This is a genomic window from Mucilaginibacter yixingensis, from assembly GCF_041080815.1.
GTDB lineage: Bacteria > Bacteroidota > Bacteroidia > Sphingobacteriales > Sphingobacteriaceae > Mucilaginibacter > Mucilaginibacter yixingensis.
Genome location: NZ_CP160205.1, coordinates 1,587,298 through 1,605,960, shown reverse-complemented (window position 1 = coordinate 1,605,960; position 18,663 = coordinate 1,587,298). Strand labels below are relative to the sequence as shown.

Here is an 18,663-nt window from a genome sequence, read left to right as displayed (position 1 = left end):
AACACCTCAAAATCAAAAGTGTTTATTAAATCGTTCTCTAAAAATGCCCTACTTCCTGAATGCCGAAACCAGCCAGATAATCAGGAAAACCACAATTAGTACCGCAATAATACCTACTGCCATACCGGCTTTAAAAATACCGCCAATAACCTGGCAGCCGCTCATGGTGGCAATGGCCACCAGTAACAAGGATATGTTTAACTTTCTCATAGTTGATAAATGTTTCTGGGTAGATATTTGATGTTAACAGCGGCGATAATGATAAGTTTTGGCCCTTTCAGATAAATAAAACATGGTTTGCTGATTTAAAAACTTTTATTTTGCCCACACATATGCCTGTTACTCCTTATATCAACATCAGCAATGCCGGCATCGGCTACATGGGCAACAATCTGCTCAATAACGTTAATCTGCAAATTGAGCCAGGGCAGCACTGGGCCATAGTTGGCGCCAGCGGATCTGGTAAAACCACCTTGCTGCAAGCCATTGCCGGCAACCTGCAATTGCGCAGCGGCACAGTTGAACGCAACCTGACAGACTATCAGCCCGAGACAACCGACTATCATCAGCTGATTGCTTTTGTATCATCGCGTCACCATTTCCGTAACCTCTCTAACACTACTGAATTTTATTATCAGCAACGCTACAATTCGTCGGACTCTGAAGATGCGCTAACCGTACAGGAATACCTGGAAAGCGTGAATCACCAAACACCGGTTACCCACGGCTGGACGGCCGACAGGGCGATTGACCTGATGCAACTAAAACCACTGGCCGATAAGCAGCTCATCAAGCTCTCTAACGGTGAAACCAAACGCCTGATGATTGCCGCCGCGTTGATGAAAAATCCGTTGCTACTGTTATTGGATAACCCGCTTGCAGGACTGGATATAGAAACGCGGGGAAAGTTTAGCAGCATTATTAACCTCATCGCATCAACAGGAATTGGCATTGTAATGGTAACCAGCGCCACCGAAATACCCGACGCCATTACCCACATTGCCATGATTAAAAATGGCAGCGTTACCGAGACCGATAAAAACACATTCAATGCCGATGCCTTCGCCGAGCATGAGCAGGGCATTTTTAAGGCTGATATTACTCCCCTGCTGGATCATTATCCTGCCCAACCATTTGATTATATGGTGCGCATGCGCAACGTAACCATCCGCTATGGCGAGAAAGTAATACTTGATAACGTTAATTGGGAAATAAAACAGGGCGAGCGCTGGGCGCTGTTAGGTCATAACGGTGCGGGTAAGTCTACCCTACTGAGTTTAATTAATGGAGATAACCCGCAAGCCTACGCCAACGATATTATGCTGTTTGATAAAAAACGCGGCAGCGGCGAGAGCATTTGGGATATTAAAAAGAAAACAGGCTTTATCTCGCCAGAGCTCTTCCAATATTTCCCCGCAGAAAGCAATTGTTTACAGGCCATAGAGTCTGGTTATTTTGATACAGTGGGCCTGTTCCGCCCGTCGGACAAGGAAAAGGCTGCCCGCGCCATGGAATGGATGAAACTGCTGGAGATTGACAAATACGCACATAAGCTACTCAAATACATTCCGGCTAGTGCGCAACGCTTATGTTTGCTGGCCCGTGCCATGATTAAAAACCCTGCATTACTCATTTTAGATGAACCTTGCCAGGGGCTGGACGAGCATCAGCAGCAATATTTTAAGGAGCTAGTTGATGCCATTTGCGCAAAAACCAATATTTCATTAATTTATGTAACACACTACACCCACCAAATACCACAATGTGTGGACAAGGCGCTAAAGCTTGAAGGCGGACGGGTTGTTTAATATAATGAATGCGTAGGTGTGCGGATGTAAAAAGGATGAATAATTCTAAAACAATGAATTAAATTTCATGTAATATCATCTGCACATTTGCACATCTACTACCATGCGCGCACTTAAAACCATAACATTCCTCATCATTTCTAATACGTTTATGACTTTTGCCTGGTACGGGCATTTAAAGTTCAAAGAGTTTTCGTGGGGTAAAAACCTCGGGCTGCTGAGCATCATCCTGATCAGCTGGGGAATGGCGTTTTTTGAGTATATGTTTCAGGTACCGGCCAACCGTGCAGGGTTTAAGGGCGACGGCGGTCCGTTTAGCTTAGTACAGCTTAAAACCATACAGGAGGCCATTACGCTTACCATATTTATGGTGTTCACCCTGGTTTTCTTTAAAACAGAAAAACTGGCCTGGAATCACCTACTGGGCTTTGCGCTGATAGTGCTGGCGGTGTTTGTGATATTTAAGAAATGGTGATTGATTAGAAACAAGAATTTAGAAGCAAGATTCAAGATGTGTTCTTCCTGGCTGCTGCTTTTAAACTATTTTTTTCTAAATATTCTTCAATTCAGCAATTGTAGCCAGCTGATCTTTCGCGCTAAAAACAAAATTACCGGCAATCAGCACGTTGGCACCAGCTTCTAATAATTCTTTAGCGTTGCTTTGAGATACGCCGCCATCAATCTCTATAAACAGATCGGGGTTACGCTCCTGGGCCATTGCTCTTAGCTGCTTGATCTTTTTGTAGGTGTTAGGAATAAACGCCTGTCCGCCGAAACCAGGATTTACAGACATCAGGAGCACAATATCTACGTCCTCAATAATATCTTCCAGCAAAGCAATCGGCGTATGCGGGTTGAGTGCCACACCGGCCAGGCAGCCCAGATCTTTAATAGCATGTATGGTACGGTGTAGGTGCGTGCAGGCCTCAAGATGTACAACGATGTGATCGGCACCTACATCTTTAAAAGCTTGCAGATAGCGATCAGGGTCGGTGATCATCAAATGCACGTTGAGCGGCTTTTTAGCATGTTGCTGTACAGCCTTTACCACCGGGAAACCAAATGATATATTGGGCACAAAAACGCCGTCCATCACATCAACATGTATCCAATCGGCCACGCTGTTATTAATCATTTCAATATCGCGTTGCAGGTTGGCAAAATCAGCTGCTAAAATAGATGGGGCAATTAAGTGGTCAGTGGTCATTGGGCATTAGTAGTTTAATGGCGCAAATATAGCAATAGCGTTGATGCTACAGGTATATTTCTGCATACCATTAAACATGACTATCCCCTATCAGATTAAATACATATTTACTTGTATAGAGGTTTGCAACGCCAAACCCTCCACGTCATTGCGAGGAACGAAGCAATCTCTGTAAATGCAAGGTAGAAGTGCATATCTGATCGTCCTGCGCAGAGATTGCTTCGTACCTCGCAATGACGTCTTGATTATCTAAATATAACGCGAAAATAAAAAGGAAAAACAATGATCACCGACCGATGACTATCGAATCAGTCACAGTTCTGCAGCAGATCGTAATATTTACGCATCAGTTCGGTATCGTAATTTACCAGGGATTTGTAGGCTTCAGCTACCAGCTCATGTAATATAGACGCGCCTAACTGGCCGGCGCCATTAGGTATACCATTGTAGTACTTGATCAGTTCTTTAACCCTGATGATCTCGTACAGTAGTGATTGAATCAGATCGGTTTGCGCTCCGGGCCGCCCAACCGCGTTGTTCAGAAAATCTAATGGGTCCTTATTATCAACAGTCATCTCCGGCAATACAGCTTTGGGGCCTAGGCTAGCGTTTTTTATCTCTTACCTTACCATTAGGTAAAGTTTAACTTATGGTTTTTGTTTTAAATATTTTGATTTTTTCTTAAAAAAGCAAAACCCCTTGGTTAAGGGGTTCTACTTTTTTTAAATTTTTGTATTTATTACGCTTGTGCAGCGGGTTTTTCCGGTTTTGGTAATAATACTTTGCGCGATAGTTTTAGTTTACCTTGCTTGTCAATATCAAGCAGTTTTACTTTTACCAGCTCGCCAATTTCAAATACACCGTCCATGGTTTCGATACGGCGGTGGTCAATCTCTGAAATGTGCAGCAGACCATCTTTACCAGGCATAATCTCAATAAACGCACCGAAAGGCATAATTGAGCGTACTTTACCTTCGTAAACCTCGCCTACCTCTGGTTTCATAGCGATGGCTCTGATACGGCCTACAGCATCATCGATAGCAGTTTTGTTAGCAGCGAAGATCTGTACAATACCTTGATTGTCTTTCTCTTCGATGTTGATGGTAGCGCCGGTTTCACGCTGCATCTCCTGGATGATTTTACCACCTGGGCCGATAACAGCACCGATAAATTCTTTATCAATTTTCAGCTGAACGATGCGTGGTGCGTGTGGTTTGTAATCTTCACGCGCCTGCTCCAGCGTTTTCTTCATTTCGCCAAGGATGTGCAGACGACCAGCTTTAGCCTGATTTAATGCCTGAGCTAAAACTTCGTAAGAAAGACCGTTGATCTTTAAGTCCATCTGACAAGCCACGATACCATTTTCAGTACCGGTTACTTTAAAGTCCATATCACCCAGGTGATCCTCGTCGCCAAGAATGTCTGACAATACAGCGTATTTAGTACCCATTTCGTTGGTGATCAAACCCATGGCAATACCAGATACAGGTGATTTAATTTTCACACCAGCATCCATCAGCGCCAGCGTACCGGCACATACTGTTGCCATAGATGACGAACCGTTTGACTCCAGGATATCAGATACCACACGGATAGTGTATGGGTTCTCACCTTCAGCAGGCAATACTTTTTTCAGTGAGCGCATAGCCAGGTTACCGTGACCGATCTCGCGGCGGCCTGCACCACGATTAGGGCGAACCTCACCGGTAGAGAAACCAGGGAAGTTATAGTGCAGTAAGAATTTCTGATAACCGTTGATGAAGGCACCGTCAATCATCTGCTCGTCGTCTTTAGCACCCAGGGTTACTGTGGTTAAAGACTGAGTTTCGCCACGGGTAAAGATGGCAGAACCGTGTGCCGATGGCAGATAACCAACTTCGCTCCAGATTGGGCGGATTTGAGTAGTAGTACGACCGTCCAAACGTTTACCTTCGTCTAATACAAGGTTACGGATGGCATCATACTCTACATCGTGGTAATATTTTTTAGCCAGGAATTTGGTTACGTCGTCAATTTCGCCAAGAGTAGCGATATAGGTATCGCGAACTTCTTTGAATTTGGCGGCGCGCTCGTCTTTTGCAGAAGCAGAAGAAGCGATGGCATAAACCTGATCATATGTAGCAGCGTAGATAGCTTTTTTCAGATCTTCATTGCTGTTTTCGTGGCAATAAGTACGTTTTTCAGTTTTACCAACAGCTTCGGTCAACTCGCGCTGAACTAAACAGTGGTGTTTAATGGCAGCGTGGGCAAATTTCAACGCTTCAACCATTTCTTCTTCTTGGATCTCGTCGGCTTCGCCTTCCACCATGTTGATGTCAAACTCAGAACCGGCAACGATGAACTCCAGGGTAGCACGCTCTAAATCGCTCAGCTTAGGGTTAATTACCAGCTGACCGTCAATTTTAGCAACACGTACTTCAGAGATTGGACCGTTGAAAGGAATATCAGAAACAGCCAGGGCAGCAGATGCAGCCAGACCAGCCAATGCATCTGGCATAATGTCTTTATCGGCAGAGATCAAAGAGATCATCACCTGGGTATCAGCATGATAATCTTCAGGGAACAGCGGGCGCAGTGCGCGGTCAACCAGACGAGAGATCAGAACCTCATAGTCTGACAAGCGGGCCTCTCTGCGCAAAAAACCACCCGGAATACGGCCTGTAGCGGCATATTTCTCCTGGTAGTCTACAGAAAGCGGCAGAAAGTCAACACCTTCTTTTGCTTCCGGCGAAGATACTACAGTAGCCAGCAGCATGGTATCACCCATTTTTACTACTACCGAGCCATCGGCTTGTTTGGCCAGTTTACCGGTTTCGATCTCAATGGTGCGGCCATCACCTAAATCAATTACCTTTTTAATTGCGTTATAACTCATTTGTTTTTTGTTGTGATGCACCTTTCATCTTTAGGGATGCACCGGTTTATTATATGTATTATTTTTTGCGACCAAATTAAAAAAGCCATTCGACATTCCGAACGGCTTTTTTTTGAAACGAGGAAAGAATTATTTAATGATATCTCTCAGCGCAAGAGCTTTGATGATAGCACGATATCTTCCGATGTCTTTTTTGTACAGGTATGCCAGCAGCGCACGACGTTTACCTACCAGTTTCTGAAGTGATAACTGGGTAGAAAAATCTTTTTTATTTTTCTTAAGGTGACCGGTTAAGTGAGCAATGCGGTGAGTGAACAACGCGATCTGACCTTCTGCTGAACCTGTGTCGGTTGCAGCGCTACCATGTTTTGCAAAGATCTCTGCCTTTACTTCTTTACTTAAATACATTACTTGAATAATATTAAAGCTTAATAAATATTGTTAATTGTGGCGCAAAGGTAGGTAAATTTTAATTACGCAACAACAATGTTTATCACCCCATTTTATAGCAAATACTCCCCTGCTTTGCCATATACGGCCAACTGCCTGATTCCGGTGCTTGAAATATGTTCAAACTCCCGGTCGCAAAAGATGGAAATGATACTGATATCGTTCGCGCTCAGATCCTGCAGATAGCGGTACTGATTTAGCTCAGCCTGCAGATCGGTGCCATTTCGCAATCCACGGATCACGGTTACCGGGTACCCCAACTGCTTTACAAAATCAGTCATCAGGCCTTCGTAATTGGCTAACTGCCGGTGTTTTAAAATAGCCGGCAACTCATACTCGGCAGCATTTTTAGATGGATTGACACCGCGGGCAATAATCACTTTATCAAAAACCTTCTCTGCCTTTTTCAGAATATTGTAATGCCCCTTATGAAACGGATTAAAGCTACCCGGGTAAACACCTATTTTGGGCTGACGCTTGGCCACGTAAGTAATCAGCGCCTCCAGGTGCGGGTTGTCTACCTGCTCTTGCAGCGTACGTAGTACTTCCATACGCTTGGTTTGATATACCCGGTAATCAACAAACTGAAACTCTTTAAAGATCTGATGCTCATAGTCAATCAACTCCCCCAGTGGTCGGCGCAAAATATCCAGATCCATATCGCAGAAGATCCGCGAGCGGTCTGTTGCCGGTTTATGGGTTTTGGTATCGAGGATGATGCCTATAACCTCTTTCTTCAGTGCCTTGTCGCCTTTAAAAGTATCATTAAAGTATTTGGCAGAATCCTCTTCATTGGTGGCCGACTGCGGGTTATAAATCACATCATGATAAACGGCCGCCAGCAAAATGGCATCATCACCCACCAATCCACGTTGTTTAATCTGTTTAAACAGGTCGTCCAGATGAGCCAAAGTATGATAATGACGGTGCGGCTCGCGGTAATGATCGTAAACACTATCCGGAACGCCGAGCACTGCCAGGCGAAGCTTAATCTCTGCAGGATGCATGTATCGGCAATATTTATTGCAAGTTAGGCGATTTTTTGTTGATGCAAAGCGCGAAATACCGGGGCGTTGCCTGCGGCCAGGGCTTTCCGCTCATACTGCACGGGCCTTAGCCACTCCAAAAGAGTCCCCTGAACAAGGCCGATATCCGCTGCAATTCCTAACGCGAGTGCCTATTTATTTTTTATCTCCACCGGGATGGCTGCCGAAGAGGAGAAAGCCCAACTGGTTGTATTAATAGATTTAATATTTACATCAATAGTACCATCGACATTAACAGGCAGTGTAACGGTCTTAGCTGTGGTAGCAGCCTGGGCGGGCGTAATAAAACCTTTTAACAGATTGGCGGTAAGTGCAGCAGCAATAATGGTTAAGATAACTTTGGTATACAGATCAGTCTTCATGGTTTAAGGATTTTTTCTGTCAAGATATAGAAATCCAGCTAAACTACTTTAAAATACCACTGTCGCCTCAATCAATCAACGTTTCCCAATGCCTGAAATAATCCCCTATCTTTACCCCATGACCGAAGCAAAACCATACAGCACCTTTGAAAGCGAGTTTAGGGTGAGGCCCGATGATATAGACATGTTCCAGCACGTGCACAACAGCAAGTATTTTGATTATGTGCTGGCTGCCCGCTACGATCAGATGGAGCGCTGTTATGGCATGGCCATGGAAAAGTTTATGGAGCGTGGCTACGGCTGGGTAGTAAAAACCGCGCATGTAGATTACAAGCGTGCGCTAACCATGGGCGATCATTTCACCGTTACCACCGGCATTGAGAGCATTAATGATAAAGGTTGCCGCGTAAAATTCAGCATCACCAAAAAAGATACCGGCAAAGTTTGCTGCGATGGCTGGTTTGATTATACCATGATAGACATGCAAACGGGCCGTGGCGCCAAGGTGCCGGATGATGTGATTGCACATTATAGTGTTTAATGAAACCATATCATAATGTACCAATTTGTCATTGCGAGGAACGAAGCAATCTCGTCGCATGTAAGGCGGATATGCATTTTTAGAATATCTTACGAGGAGATTGCTTCGTTCCTCGCAATGACAAAGTTCTTAAAAGCACTAAACTATTCTGGCTTCACCAGTCTTGCCACAAACATGGTGTCGGCTCTATTTCCATAACCCGCCAACACCTGCTGCTCTTCTACCTGCAAACCCAGTTCGCGGGTAATAAATTCAACCGCAGCCTCGTTCTCAGCTTTAAAAACAGAGCAGGTGATATAGATTAGCGGCTTACCTGGCTTCAGGTATTTTGCTACGTTGCGCACAATATCCTGCTGCAAGCGCTGAAAGAAATTGATCTTGCCCCCGGCAAACTGGCTCATCATTTCTGGCGTACGCCCCCAGGTGCCTGAGCCACTGCAAGGCGCGTCAAGAATGATACCGTCGAACGCATAATCATGCATTTCCGGGTCGGGATTTTGCGTAAGATCGAGCAGTTTCTTTTGATAACGACGCAAGCCAACGCGCTGGAAACGTTCGTCGAGGTTGGTTAAAACAGACTCGCGCACGTCTGACACCACCAATTTTAGATTGGGCTGCAACTCATGTAACAACAGTGATTTACCGCCAGATGCCGCGCAGGCATCCCACCAGTTATCCCATTGCTCAGGGCGAAAGTATCGGGCTGTTTGTTGTGATGAATAATCCTGCACCTCAACCCAATGCTCGTCAGCAAAAATACCATCCAGCTTGGTGCCGTTGGGCAGGGCATAACAGTTGTTGCCTTCGTCTTTAAAAGCAACGTTGGCTTTGGTAAGCGCCTGTTTTACCTGCGACTCAAATCCACGACGCACGCGGATAAACAGATCTGGCTGGGTAAAGAATGATTTAAGAAAAGCCTGCTGATCAATATCCGCAGAAAGTTGATCAGTCCACGGAAAAACATCTTCCAGTTTAAAATCAGGATAGGCGGTCTTGATCATCTGCAGCTTTTGATCTGCCGAAAAATCAATACACAACGCCCACTCCGGCTTAAAATGCTGTATAAAAGAGTTAACCTGCGTATTACACAAAAACTCGGCAACAACCAGGCGTTCTTCTGGAGGGTGATTGGCCAGGGCATTGCCCAGGCGAAAGTAATTATAGATCAAACGGCTGGCCACCTTTCTATCGGTAGAGCCCATTTGCTTGTTCTGGCGATAAAAGCCAGGTAGAAATTTATTTAACGGTGTATCTTCCGGATACTCGCTTAGCAATCGCTGAAAGGTTTTGAGCTGATTCAGAGCCTTCATTCTACCTGTTTTAGCTCAAAATTAATGTATTTGTACAAATTAACGTGCGTGTTCACCCATCCTTCTGCCCCAATATTTTCAAAATGGAAAGAATTGTGCAAGCCTTTATAATCCTGCATGGCGGCGGGTGTTGTTTGCTTTGCAGCAACCAGTTGCCCCGTGTACATGCCTTCATCAAAACCCTTAAAGGCATACTCGCCTGGTTCTGAGTGATATTTCTTACGATAAGCTTTTATAAAGTTGACCACATCTGCATGATGATAGTTCACCCTATCGGTAGAGGTAATCACCGTGCGCAAGCGTTGCAACAATCCTGCATTTAAAAACTTCACCTTCTCCCAACTCGGGTGACCAATCAGTGTTACCGGAAAATGCCTGTTCAGCGTATCCAGCGAGTGCAGTGTTACCTGCAAAAACTGCTGATTGGTTGATGGCACCACAAAAACGTTCTCTTCTTTATTAGAAAGCTGCGGCACCAGCGCTTTCAAATTACCGCGCACAACGGTTACGGTTACCACTTTAACCTTTTTCTTACTCAGGCTATCAATAGCGCGGGTAAAAGGAAGGGTATATTTATTATCCTCGGTATAGCCCGATTTTAGGATAAATACCTTCTGCGCTTTCAAATTATCCACCACATAAGCAGCAGCCCTGCGGCTATGGTATTGCAGTGGCGGCATCATGGTAACCAGGTACGGATTTTTATAGTCTGCAGGCGATGCCGGCGAAAGCGGCGAAATAGTAAGCCTCCTTAACGCTCCAGAGGCGGATGAAAAGCTTCTCAATCCTTCGGGATACACCGGACCCACAATAATATTAGCTGTGCGTACGCGGGTATTGAGCGCCAGGTTATAGGCCTGTGCGTTCTCATCCTTAGAATCAAAAACCTGCAGCTTAAAATTATAGCCTGACGCTGTGAGCGAATCCAGCGCCAGGCGAAAACCTTCGTAATAATCGCCGGCCAGGTCGGCCTTGGCAATGCCCTCTTTGCCGGCAGCCGGCGAGAGGTTTATTCTATCCAGGTTAAAAGGCAATATCAATGCAATGGTCGGGCGGTAAGCAGGCTCTGCCACAGGCTTAGCTTGCGTAGTTTTTGAGGCCGTAGCCACGGTATCAGCCTTTTTTACGGGCGTGTTAACCGGGTTAAGCTTCGGTCCGCAACCGGCCAGCAGCAATGCGCTCAGCCAAAACAGCGGCCATTTATTCCCACTCAATGGTGGCAGGCGGTTTTGAACTGATATCATACACTACCCTGTTTATGCCTTTTACGTTGTTAATGATCTCGTTTGAAATTTTGGCCAGCAGATCATAAGGTAAATGGCACCAATCGGCTGTCATACCGTCCAGTGATTCTACCGCGCGCAGGGCAACAACGTGCTCATAGGTACGCTCATCGCCCATTACCCCTACCGATTGTACTGGTAAGAAGATGGTGCCTGCCTGCCAAACCTTATCATAAACACCGGCACTGCGCAAATTGTTGATATAAATTGCATCAGCCTCTTGCAAAATGCGCACTTTCTCCTGCGTTACTTCGCCTAAGATCCTGATGCCCAGGCCCGGACCCGGGAACGGGTGCCTACCTAAAATATTATTATCTATACCCAGGGCCTTACCTACTTTACGCACCTCGTCTTTAAACAGGGTGTTTAGCGGCTCAACCACTTTCAGTTTCATAAAATCTGGCAAACCGCCCACGTTATGGTGCGATTTAATGGTAGCCGACGGACCTTTAACCGATACCGACTCAATCACGTCTGGATAAATAGTACCCTGGCCCAGCCATTTTACATCCTGCACCTGGTGCGCTTCGTCATCAAATACATCGATAAACACACGGCCAATAGCCTTGCGTTTATGCTCTGGGTCTATCAATCCAACCAGCGCATCATAGAAACGCTGTTTAGCATCCACACCTTTTACGTTCAAGCCCATGTGCTTGTATGATTCCAGCACGCTCTCAAACTCGTCTTTACGCAGCAGGCCGTTATCAACAAAAATACAGTACAGGTTTTTGCCGATGGCATGGTGCAGCAACACGGCCGCTACCGATGAATCAACACCGCCTGACAGGCCTAATACCACTTTATCATCACCCAGTTTTTCTTTCAAACCGGCGATGGTTGTTTCGATGAACGAGTCTGGCGTCCAATCTTGCGAGCAACCGCAAATGTCAACCAGGAAGTTCTGGATCAGTTGTTTACCGTCAATACTGTGAGTTACTTCCGGGTGGAACTGAATACCATAAGTCTGCGTTCCGCTGATCTGGTAGGCAGCAACCTTCACGCTATCGGTGCTGGCAATCACTTCATAATCGGCCGCAATGCTGGCAATGGTATCGCCATGCGACATCCAAACCTGCGAGCCTTCAGGAACATCTTTAAAAAGCGGATTATCTTTTTTAATGTATTGCAAATTAGCACGACCATACTCGCGGGTGCTTGATGGTAACACCTCGCCACCGTTAAAATGCGCCATGTACTGCGCACCGTAGCAAACGCCCAAAATTGGCAGTGTGCCGTGCGATGCTTTAAAATCATAATGAGGCGCATCTTCCTGGCGCACCGAAAACGGGCTACCTGAAAGAATGATACCTTTTACGGTTTCGTCAATTACTGGCGGATTGTTGTATGGATGAATCTCGCAATAGATACTGAGTTCTCTGACACGGCGGGCGATAAGTTGAGTGAATTGTGAGCCGAAGTCAAGAATGAGGATTTTTTCTTGCATGGGCAAAGATAGTTTTTAGATATGATATTTGGGGAGAGAGATTTGAGATTTTGAGGAATCTCAATTTCTTAATGGGTACCTCTACTATCGACAACAAGTAAAAGCACAAAACCAAGCAATACGGCCAGATGAATAAGGGCTATATATAAATTAATACGCCTTTTTTTCAAGGAGAACTTCAAAAAGTAAATTAAGGTAAGCACTATCGACCCCAGAAAAACGAAAAGAGGCCACATAATATCTAGATCAGGAGTGCATGGACCGCTTTTAAAACTTTTGGATGTACCAAAATAAAAACCTAACAGCGCGGCTACTATATAATATATAAGCGTAAAGAGTATTGGTTTAGGGATCCTCTTCATAATTATACTGTTTCTTGCTGATGTTTCCTAACCAATAAAATATTACCTACTAACATAACCATCATACTGCCCAACCATAACCAATAACCTATACCTACCGCGGTGATCGGTGTAGTGCTACCACCTTCGTTGGCAAAAATTTCATCGCAAAACAGAAATGTGATAGCCAGCACCGGGGCAATCAAACTTAAAGTAAGTGCTTTTCCTTGATCTTTTCGCAACATGTACCACGACCACAAAAGAACGGGGTTAGCAAACCAACTAATATAAGCCTTGCATATCATGATAAAACCAAAAGCCCCGAACAAAAATACTGTTATGCCATTTGTCCACCCGCTACTCTCTGTTTGAAAACAAGGCAGCGCTAACGATACGACAAAGACGGTTATACTAACCAACAGTGTTAGTTTTTTGATGAGCTTAGGTTGCATAAGATGTTAAATGTGCACAAAAAAATTAAATTTGAAAAACGTCACCTTTGATATCGCGTTAGCCAATTATGATACTTCCCACCACCGAGCTACTCATCCGTTTATCTGCTGCCATTCTATTAGGCGCCATCGTTGGCTTTGAACGGCAGAAGCATGAGTGGGCCGCCGGTTTGCGCACGCACATGCTGGTATGCCTGGGTGCAGCACTGATTATGATTGTTTCTGCTTATGGATTTGCAGGCGTGGTGGGCAAGCCGGGCTATAATCTTGATCCATCGCGCGTGGCAGCGCAGGTAGTGAGCGGCATTGGCTTCCTTGGCGCGGGCACCATTCTTTTTTTACGACAGGAAGTGGTGCGCGGACTAACCACTGCCGCCGGCTTATGGACCGTAGCGGCCATTGGCCTGGCCTGCGGTGGAGGGCTTTACCTAGCTGCCGGTTTTACCACCATAGCGGTGTGGATCATACTGGCACTGATTAAACCACTGGAAACCCGCTTTATCAATAAGGAAAAATTCAAGGGATTTACCATCAGGCTGGAACGTAAAGAGGTGAGCCTGCAACATATTGAAGACGCGTTGAGAGAAAACCACGTAAAATATCGTCAGATTAGTGTAACTCCGGCTTTTGAAGAAGATTTGGATGAGATGCGGATCTCGCTGGAGAAAAATGCTTTTAGTAACGTTGACCCGATGGCCATGATTGAGACATTGCGAAAACTAAAAGGCGTGCGCGAAGTAACCTTATTAATGATGTAACCTATTCTACTTATAAAATGAAAAGATTAACTCCCCTATTTCTTCTTGGTTCCCTGGGCTTATTATTTACGGCTTGCAGTCATCAACCTGAAAACCCTGTAAGAAGCATTGTTATTAAGCATACCGAACTGGGCAGGCAAACACTGTTCAAAATAACGTGCGACAACTTTGATCAGTATTTTAAAGATGCACCGAGCTTGACTATAGTTAGCCAAAAGGGAATTGATAGTGTAACCCATATTTTGGATAAACTCACCGGCACAGATGATACTGGCTTAGATGTACGCGCTCGCATCATCCTCACACATGCCGATAATAAAACGGATACCGCCTGTGTAGGTGTTAGCGAGACCAGATATAAAGGAGCAATTTATAAAACGCCGGAGGAATTATTGAAGTTGATAGAACCGTAGGAACACCAACCGCCACTCTTTAATAATATTCAAAAAAGCCCTGTCATTGCTTCGTTCCTCGCAATGACAGGGCTTTTAATTAAGTATTACCCCTTATTAATCTCTGTCCACAACAGATCCTTCAGCTTGTCAATGCCTTTTTGGGCTACTGAAGAGATAAATATCGCCGGGATGCCCTTTGGCAGTTGGGCCTGCATTTCTTGTTGCAGTTCATCGTCGAGCAGGTCGGTTTTGGTTACGGCCAGCACGCGGGGTTTATGGATAAGTTCTGGATTGTATGCTTCCAGCTCGCTCAGTAATATTTCGTATTCCTCTTGAATGGTACGATTGGTATCGGCAGGCACCATAAACAACAACACAGAGTTACGCTCGATATGGCGAAGGAAACGGAAACCCAAACCTTTGCCTTGCGATGCCCCTTCGATGATCCCCGGAATATCGGCCATTACAAAAGATTTGCTATCGCGATAAGCCACAATACCCAAGTTGGGTACTATTGTAGTAAAAGCATAATCAGCAATCTCCGGTTTGGCAGCAGATACCACCGACAGTAAGGTTGATTTACCCGCATTTGGGAAACCTACCAAGCCAACATCGGCCAGTAATTTCAGCTCAAGAACATTCCATACCTCCTGGCCGGGTTCGCCTGGTTGCGCAAAGCGCGGAGTTTGCAACGTGGCCGATTTAAAGTGCCAGTTACCCAATCCGCCGCGACCGCCATCGGTCAGAATACGAGTCTCGCCATCCTCGTTGATTTCAAAAAGAATCTCACCGGTCTCGGCATCTTTGGCGATAGTTCCTAGTGGAACTTCCAAAATCTCATCCTGACCGGTTTTACCACTTTTAAGCGAACTGCCGCCCGGTTCGCCATTACCGGCTATAACGTGTTTGCGGTATTTAAGGTGCAGCAGCGTCCACAACTGGGCGTTGCCTTTAACAATCACGTGACCGCCACGACCACCATCACCACCATCAGGACCACCTTTGGCGGTGTGCTTATCGCGGTGCAAATGTGCAGAACCAGCCCCACCGTGACCGGAGCGACAACAGATCTTTACATAATCTACGAAGTTTGAACCCTGAGGCATAATTAAATAGCTGGTCTTAAAGTCAGTAAAGTCCGAAGCCTGGGCATTTGCTGCTTACAACTCCGGACTTTACCGTTATGTTTCGTTAAAAAAAGTTATTTCTTATCCCACTTGTCTACAATCGAGCAAATGGCATCAAATATCTCATCTACAGAACCAATGCCGTTAATGCTTTGGAACTTATTTTGTCCTTTATAGAAATCGGCAACCGGAGCAGTTTTATCGTTATACTCTTTAATACGTTTGCCAATAACCTCAGGGTTTTGATCGTCTGCACGACCTGAATCTTTACCGCGCAACAGCAAGCGTTTCAGCAGCTCGTCATCGTTTACCTCAAGGGCAACCATGCCAGAGATGCCACCGTCTTTAGTTTCCATCAGGTTATCCAGCGCTGCAGCCTGAGCTACGGTACGTGGGAAACCGTCAAAAATAAAACCGTGGGCTTGTTTGTTAGCATCCAGTTTGTTGCTGATCATGCCAATCACTACCTCATCCGGTACTAATTTGCCGTCGTCCATCAACTTCTTAGCTTCAAGACCAAGTACAGTGCCTTGAGCAATCTCGCCACGTAACAGATCGCCGGTTGAGAGGTGAATCAGACCGTATTTTTCAATAAGTTTTTGGGATTGTGTGCCTTTCCCGGCGCCGGGAGGGCCAAACAGTACTAAGTTTAGCATCCTGTGTTTTAAAAGTTAAAAAGCCTTTCAGCATAATAGATATACAGAAAGGCTCGCAATTAAGTGCACTTGTAGGGATTCGAACCCCAAACCTTCTCATCCGTAGTGAGATGCTCTATCCAGTTGAGCTACAAGTGCCGTTATTTAAATAACTCCCGCTATATTTGGTGTGTGTCTTACCTCGTTTAGCGGACTGCAAAGGTAGAAGAATAGTTCAGTGATTTCAAATAAATTTTTAAAATTATTTTACTTTTTCTGCAATTGCATCAAAATCAGGCAGATTACCTGCAGACTCTAATACCTCGGCATAAATTACCTGCTGATTTTCGTCAATAACAAAGGCCGCGCGCTTAGAAACACCCTTCATATTAAACACAAATTGATCGTACAAGGCACCATAAGCGGCAGACACTTCTTTGTTAAAATCTGATAACAGGGTAAACTGATAGTTATTAGCCTCTTTAAAGCGCGCCAAAGTAAAAGGAGAATCTACAGAGATAGCAATAAGCTCGGCATTATGCTCATCATAATAACCAAAGTTATCGCGCATGGTGCACAATTGCGTGGTACAAACACCGGTAAATGCCAGCGGAAAGAAATGCAGTATTACTTTTTTTCCTTTAAAATCAGACAATGAAACTTCTTTCAGATCAGACGATACCAGCGTAAACTGCGGTGCAGACTGGCCAACTTGTATAGACATAGGTTTTTGAAATATTATTTAGGGTAAACAAAGAAAGCATTTTTATTCTGATTGTTTTCTGTTCAATACAAAATCCACACAAACCAATTAGGAGCAACAGGCATCAAACAGCAGCAATGCAGCATTTGTTAATATGAATGATTAATACAGGGTTGCTTTATATAAATTACACAACAATGAAAGCCATCATCATCACCCAACCGGGCGGCCCTGAAGTTTTGCAACCGACAGAACGCCCGCAACCCACGCCAGCCGCAGGCGAGGTACTAATAAAAGTGCACGCTGCAGGCGTTAACCGGCCTGATATATCTCAACGTAAAGGCCACTACCCGCCGCCAGTGTGGACCGTTCAGGATATACCCGGACTGGAAGTTGCGGGAGAGGTTGTAGCCTTGGGCGATCATGTCTCCCGCTGGCATATTGGCGATAAAGTTTGTGCCCTGGTAACCGGCGGAGGCTATGCCGAGTACTGCACCGCTCCTGAAGGTCAATGCCTTCCCCTCCCCGATGGCTTAAATATGATCGAGGCCGCTTCGCTACCTGAAACATTCTTTACCGTTTGGAGCAACGTATTTGACCGCGCCCACCTGCAACCTAGCGAAACACTCTTAATACATGGCGGCAGCAGCGGTATAGGCGTGGCAGCCATACAAATGGCAACCGCATTAGGCAGCAAGGTTTACGCAACGGCAGGCAGCGATGACAAATGCCGCTTCTGTGTACAACTCGGCGCCGGTGCTGCTATTAACTACAAAACTCAAAATTTTAAACAGGAAATTGCCCGCCTTACCAACGGCCAAGGCGTTGACGTGATATTGGATATGGTTGGCGGCGATTACACGCCAGACAACCTTGCTTCGCTGGCGCCGGAAGGCCGGCTGGTGATGATTAACACCATGAAAGGCAGTAAAGTAAACGTAGACTTATCGCCGGTTATGCAGAAACGCCTCACCATAACCGGCTCTACCCTGCGGCCTCGCGACACCGCCTTTAAAAGTGCCGTAGCCCGCAAACTGGAAACCCATATCTGGCCGCTTATAGCAAGCAGACAAATTAAACCTATTATATATAAAACCTTCCCTGCCGAAAAAGCTGGCATGGCACATACATTAATGGAAAGCAGTGAACACATTGGCAAGATTATACTGACATTTCATTAAATGTCAGTATTTGGCAGCCCTTGTCAGTAACCAGTGGTTAATTCAACCATCGTAAAAAGAAAATGTCAGTCAAATGACAATCTGTCACTAAAATATCTTCAAAACAGCTAAGCCCAAACCAACATTGCGTTTCCAGAATTTTACACTTGGCTGTCCAAATCAAAAAAGACTCTTCTGGTCGTTAGTTTATTCTTCAGAATATTATTCTGTCGATCAAAATTTTTGCCCGAACGATTTTCGGGCGTAATGATCACTTTCTTCAAAAAAGTCTCTGCTTTTTTACCCCTTTTCAGTTTTTCGAGAGAGATTTTACCCCGATTTTACAGTTTGTTTCGAAAAATCGGGAGAAAAGCAACCACTTTTCCTACTTTTTAGTCATCCGCTTAAAAAAATCACCATTTTAAAAATTGATGATTTTCGACCTAAAATCACCCTGAAAATTAATGGCATATTATGTGCTGCCCTGCTATCAAGGATTTGAAACGTCCTGTAATTTAAAAGTTTAGTTATTTATCATAAAACACACTTAGTACCATGAACACTGTATTAGAATTTGCCGTAGTAATTGCAGCTATCTTAGTGCCATTGATCGCGCCTAAAACAAAGAAAGCCTAAACCTTCTCTGTGTTTTAGAAATTTAGTTAGAAAAGAAATGATAAAAAGGAGCGCCAGTGAACGGGCGCTCCTTTTGTTTGAACCGGAATTTTTGAGATCTTTAAGATAGCCAGGAGATTTATATATG

Annotated in this window: 20 protein-coding genes and 1 tRNA gene; 6 read left to right on the top strand and 15 right to left on the bottom strand. The window is 44.9% G+C overall.

Translation table 11 applies throughout. The annotated features are described in order from the left end of the window. Positions 1-48: 48 nt before the first annotated feature. Positions 49-210, bottom strand: coding sequence for a phosphatidate cytidylyltransferase (locus tag ABZR88_RS06515; protein WP_107828225.1), 162 nt, complete (start codon positions 208-210; stop codon positions 49-51). Positions 211-332: 122 nt separating this feature from the next. Here ABZR88_RS06515 and ABZR88_RS06510 point away from each other — a divergent pair, with 122 nt between their 5' ends. Together ABZR88_RS06510 and ABZR88_RS06505 are read left to right on the top strand one after the other, a co-directional pair. Continuing rightward, a complete protein-coding gene (locus ABZR88_RS06510; RefSeq protein WP_245917024.1) occupies positions 333-1,808 on the top strand; it encodes an ATP-binding cassette domain-containing protein in 1,476 nt (491 codons plus the stop codon). A 103-nt stretch (positions 1,809-1,911) separates the two neighbouring features. Further along, positions 1,912-2,283, top strand: coding sequence for a DMT family protein (locus tag ABZR88_RS06505; protein ID WP_107828226.1), 372 nt, complete (start codon positions 1,912-1,914; stop codon positions 2,281-2,283). A gap of 75 nt (positions 2,284-2,358) precedes the next feature. On the opposite strand, the gene rpe is transcribed toward ABZR88_RS06505, so the two are convergent. The 6 genes from rpe to ABZR88_RS06475 all read right to left on the bottom strand — a co-directional run bounded on the left by rpe (position 2,359) and on the right by ABZR88_RS06475 (position 7,748). Further along, complete coding sequence (rpe, locus tag ABZR88_RS06500; RefSeq protein ID WP_107828227.1) at positions 2,359-3,015, bottom strand: ribulose-phosphate 3-epimerase; 657 nt, start codon at positions 3,013-3,015, stop codon at positions 2,359-2,361. 308 nt (positions 3,016-3,323) lie between these two features. Then, the gene (locus ABZR88_RS06495) at positions 3,324-3,590 is read right to left on the bottom strand and encodes a hypothetical protein (RefSeq protein WP_107828228.1); all 267 of its coding nucleotides are present in this window, start codon (positions 3,588-3,590) and stop codon (positions 3,324-3,326) included. Positions 3,591-3,754: 164 nt separating this feature from the next. After that, positions 3,755-5,890 carry a polyribonucleotide nucleotidyltransferase gene (pnp, locus tag ABZR88_RS06490; RefSeq protein ID WP_107828229.1) on the bottom strand — a complete coding sequence of 712 codons (2,136 nt, stop codon included), beginning with the start codon at positions 5,888-5,890 and terminating at the stop codon, positions 3,755-3,757. A gap of 129 nt (positions 5,891-6,019) precedes the next feature. Then, positions 6,020-6,298, bottom strand: a complete 279-nt coding sequence (gene rpsO / locus ABZR88_RS06485) for a 30S ribosomal protein S15 (protein WP_107828230.1) — start codon at positions 6,296-6,298, stop codon at positions 6,020-6,022. 95 nt (positions 6,299-6,393) lie between these two features. Further along, positions 6,394-7,347 (bottom strand): adenylyltransferase/cytidyltransferase family protein, encoded by a 954-nt coding sequence (locus tag ABZR88_RS06480; protein ID WP_107828231.1) that lies wholly within the window; start codon positions 7,345-7,347, stop codon positions 6,394-6,396. Positions 7,348-7,517: 170 nt separating this feature from the next. Beyond that, positions 7,518-7,748 carry a hypothetical protein gene (locus ABZR88_RS06475; RefSeq protein ID WP_107828232.1) on the bottom strand — a complete coding sequence of 77 codons (231 nt, stop codon included), beginning with the start codon at positions 7,746-7,748 and terminating at the stop codon, positions 7,518-7,520. Between the two features lie 118 nt (positions 7,749-7,866). Between ABZR88_RS06475 and ABZR88_RS06470 the strand changes: the two genes are divergently transcribed. Further along, complete coding sequence (locus tag ABZR88_RS06470; RefSeq protein ID WP_107828233.1) at positions 7,867-8,289, top strand: thioesterase family protein; 423 nt, start codon at positions 7,867-7,869, stop codon at positions 8,287-8,289. 143 nt (positions 8,290-8,432) lie between these two features. On the opposite strand, the gene ABZR88_RS06465 is transcribed toward ABZR88_RS06470, so the two are convergent. From ABZR88_RS06465 to ABZR88_RS06450, 4 genes are all read right to left on the bottom strand, one after another. Continuing rightward, positions 8,433-9,599 (bottom strand): RNA methyltransferase, encoded by a 1,167-nt coding sequence (locus ABZR88_RS06465; protein ID WP_107828234.1) that lies wholly within the window; start codon positions 9,597-9,599, stop codon positions 8,433-8,435. Continuing rightward, a complete protein-coding gene (locus ABZR88_RS06460; protein WP_107828235.1) occupies positions 9,596-10,843 on the bottom strand; it encodes an ABC transporter substrate-binding protein in 1,248 nt (415 codons plus the stop codon). Before ABZR88_RS06460 ends, ABZR88_RS06465 begins: the two co-directional genes overlap by 4 nt. After that, entirely contained in the window at positions 10,800-12,329 is a 1,530-nt protein-coding gene (gene guaA, locus ABZR88_RS06455; protein ID WP_107828236.1) for a glutamine-hydrolyzing GMP synthase, read from the bottom strand. Before guaA ends, ABZR88_RS06460 begins: the two co-directional genes overlap by 44 nt. A 364-nt stretch (positions 12,330-12,693) precedes the next feature. Then, positions 12,694-13,122 carry a hypothetical protein gene (locus ABZR88_RS06450; protein WP_107828238.1) on the bottom strand — a complete coding sequence of 143 codons (429 nt, stop codon included), beginning with the start codon at positions 13,120-13,122 and terminating at the stop codon, positions 12,694-12,696. Positions 13,123-13,190: 68 nt separating this feature from the next. Here ABZR88_RS06450 and ABZR88_RS06445 point away from each other — a divergent pair, with 68 nt between their 5' ends. Together ABZR88_RS06445 and ABZR88_RS06440 are read left to right on the top strand one after the other, a co-directional pair. Further along, entirely contained in the window at positions 13,191-13,880 is a 690-nt protein-coding gene (locus ABZR88_RS06445) for an MgtC/SapB family protein (protein ID WP_211309784.1), read from the top strand. A gap of 17 nt (positions 13,881-13,897) precedes the next feature. Continuing rightward, complete coding sequence (locus ABZR88_RS06440; RefSeq protein ID WP_107828239.1) at positions 13,898-14,293, top strand: hypothetical protein; 396 nt, start codon at positions 13,898-13,900, stop codon at positions 14,291-14,293. An 86-nt stretch (positions 14,294-14,379) separates the two neighbouring features. On the opposite strand, the gene obgE is transcribed toward ABZR88_RS06440, so the two are convergent. The 4 genes from obgE to ABZR88_RS06420 form a co-directional block, all read right to left on the bottom strand. Continuing rightward, positions 14,380-15,381 (bottom strand): GTPase ObgE, encoded by a 1,002-nt coding sequence (obgE, locus tag ABZR88_RS06435; protein ID WP_107828240.1) that lies wholly within the window; start codon positions 15,379-15,381, stop codon positions 14,380-14,382. A gap of 95 nt (positions 15,382-15,476) precedes the next feature. Next, positions 15,477-16,058: an adenylate kinase gene (locus ABZR88_RS06430; RefSeq protein ID WP_107828241.1), complete on the bottom strand. Its 582-nt coding sequence runs from the start codon at positions 16,056-16,058 to the stop codon at positions 15,477-15,479. Between the two features lie 64 nt (positions 16,059-16,122). Beyond that, a tRNA-Arg gene (locus ABZR88_RS06425) sits at positions 16,123-16,196 on the bottom strand. Between the two features lie 103 nt (positions 16,197-16,299). After that, positions 16,300-16,761, bottom strand: coding sequence for a redoxin domain-containing protein (locus tag ABZR88_RS06420; RefSeq protein ID WP_107828242.1), 462 nt, complete (start codon positions 16,759-16,761; stop codon positions 16,300-16,302). Between the two features lie 176 nt (positions 16,762-16,937). Between ABZR88_RS06420 and ABZR88_RS06415 the strand changes: the two genes are divergently transcribed. Continuing rightward, the gene (locus ABZR88_RS06415) at positions 16,938-17,921 is read left to right on the top strand and encodes an NAD(P)H-quinone oxidoreductase (RefSeq protein WP_107828243.1); all 984 of its coding nucleotides are present in this window, start codon (positions 16,938-16,940) and stop codon (positions 17,919-17,921) included. Positions 17,922-18,663 lie beyond the last annotated feature (742 nt).

Coding starts and splice junctions, on each gene's coding strand:
- ABZR88_RS06465 (WP_107828234.1), bottom strand. CDS start 9,599: ATGAAGGCTCTGAATCAGCTCAAAACCTTTCAGCGATTGCTAAGCGAG.
- pnp (WP_107828229.1), bottom strand. CDS start 5,890: ATGAGTTATAACGCAATTAAAAAGGTAATTGATTTAGGTGATGGCCGC.
- ABZR88_RS06505 (WP_107828226.1), top strand. CDS start 1,912: ATGCGCGCACTTAAAACCATAACATTCCTCATCATTTCTAATACGTTT.
- ABZR88_RS06515 (WP_107828225.1), bottom strand. CDS start 210: ATGAGAAAGTTAAACATATCCTTGTTACTGGTGGCCATTGCCACCATG.
- ABZR88_RS06445 (WP_211309784.1), top strand. CDS start 13,191: ATGATACTTCCCACCACCGAGCTACTCATCCGTTTATCTGCTGCCATT.
- ABZR88_RS06495 (WP_107828228.1), bottom strand. CDS start 3,590: ATGACTGTTGATAATAAGGACCCATTAGATTTTCTGAACAACGCGGTT.
- ABZR88_RS06415 (WP_107828243.1), top strand. CDS start 16,938: ATGAAAGCCATCATCATCACCCAACCGGGCGGCCCTGAAGTTTTGCAA.
- ABZR88_RS06475 (WP_107828232.1), bottom strand. CDS start 7,748: ATGAAGACTGATCTGTATACCAAAGTTATCTTAACCATTATTGCTGCT.
- guaA (WP_107828236.1), bottom strand. CDS start 12,329: ATGCAAGAAAAAATCCTCATTCTTGACTTCGGCTCACAATTCACTCAA.
- ABZR88_RS06480 (WP_107828231.1), bottom strand. CDS start 7,347: ATGCATCCTGCAGAGATTAAGCTTCGCCTGGCAGTGCTCGGCGTTCCG.
- ABZR88_RS06460 (WP_107828235.1), bottom strand. CDS start 10,843: ATGATATCAGTTCAAAACCGCCTGCCACCATTGAGTGGGAATAAATGG.
- ABZR88_RS06420 (WP_107828242.1), bottom strand. CDS start 16,761: ATGTCTATACAAGTTGGCCAGTCTGCACCGCAGTTTACGCTGGTATCG.
- rpe (WP_107828227.1), bottom strand. CDS start 3,015: ATGACCACTGACCACTTAATTGCCCCATCTATTTTAGCAGCTGATTTT.
- obgE (WP_107828240.1), bottom strand. CDS start 15,381: ATGCCTCAGGGTTCAAACTTCGTAGATTATGTAAAGATCTGTTGTCGC.
- ABZR88_RS06440 (WP_107828239.1), top strand. CDS start 13,898: ATGAAAAGATTAACTCCCCTATTTCTTCTTGGTTCCCTGGGCTTATTA.
- ABZR88_RS06450 (WP_107828238.1), bottom strand. CDS start 13,122: ATGCAACCTAAGCTCATCAAAAAACTAACACTGTTGGTTAGTATAACC.
- rpsO (WP_107828230.1), bottom strand. CDS start 6,298: ATGTATTTAAGTAAAGAAGTAAAGGCAGAGATCTTTGCAAAACATGGT.
- ABZR88_RS06510 (WP_245917024.1), top strand. CDS start 333: ATGCCTGTTACTCCTTATATCAACATCAGCAATGCCGGCATCGGCTAC.
- ABZR88_RS06470 (WP_107828233.1), top strand. CDS start 7,867: ATGACCGAAGCAAAACCATACAGCACCTTTGAAAGCGAGTTTAGGGTG.
- ABZR88_RS06430 (WP_107828241.1), bottom strand. CDS start 16,058: ATGCTAAACTTAGTACTGTTTGGCCCTCCCGGCGCCGGGAAAGGCACA.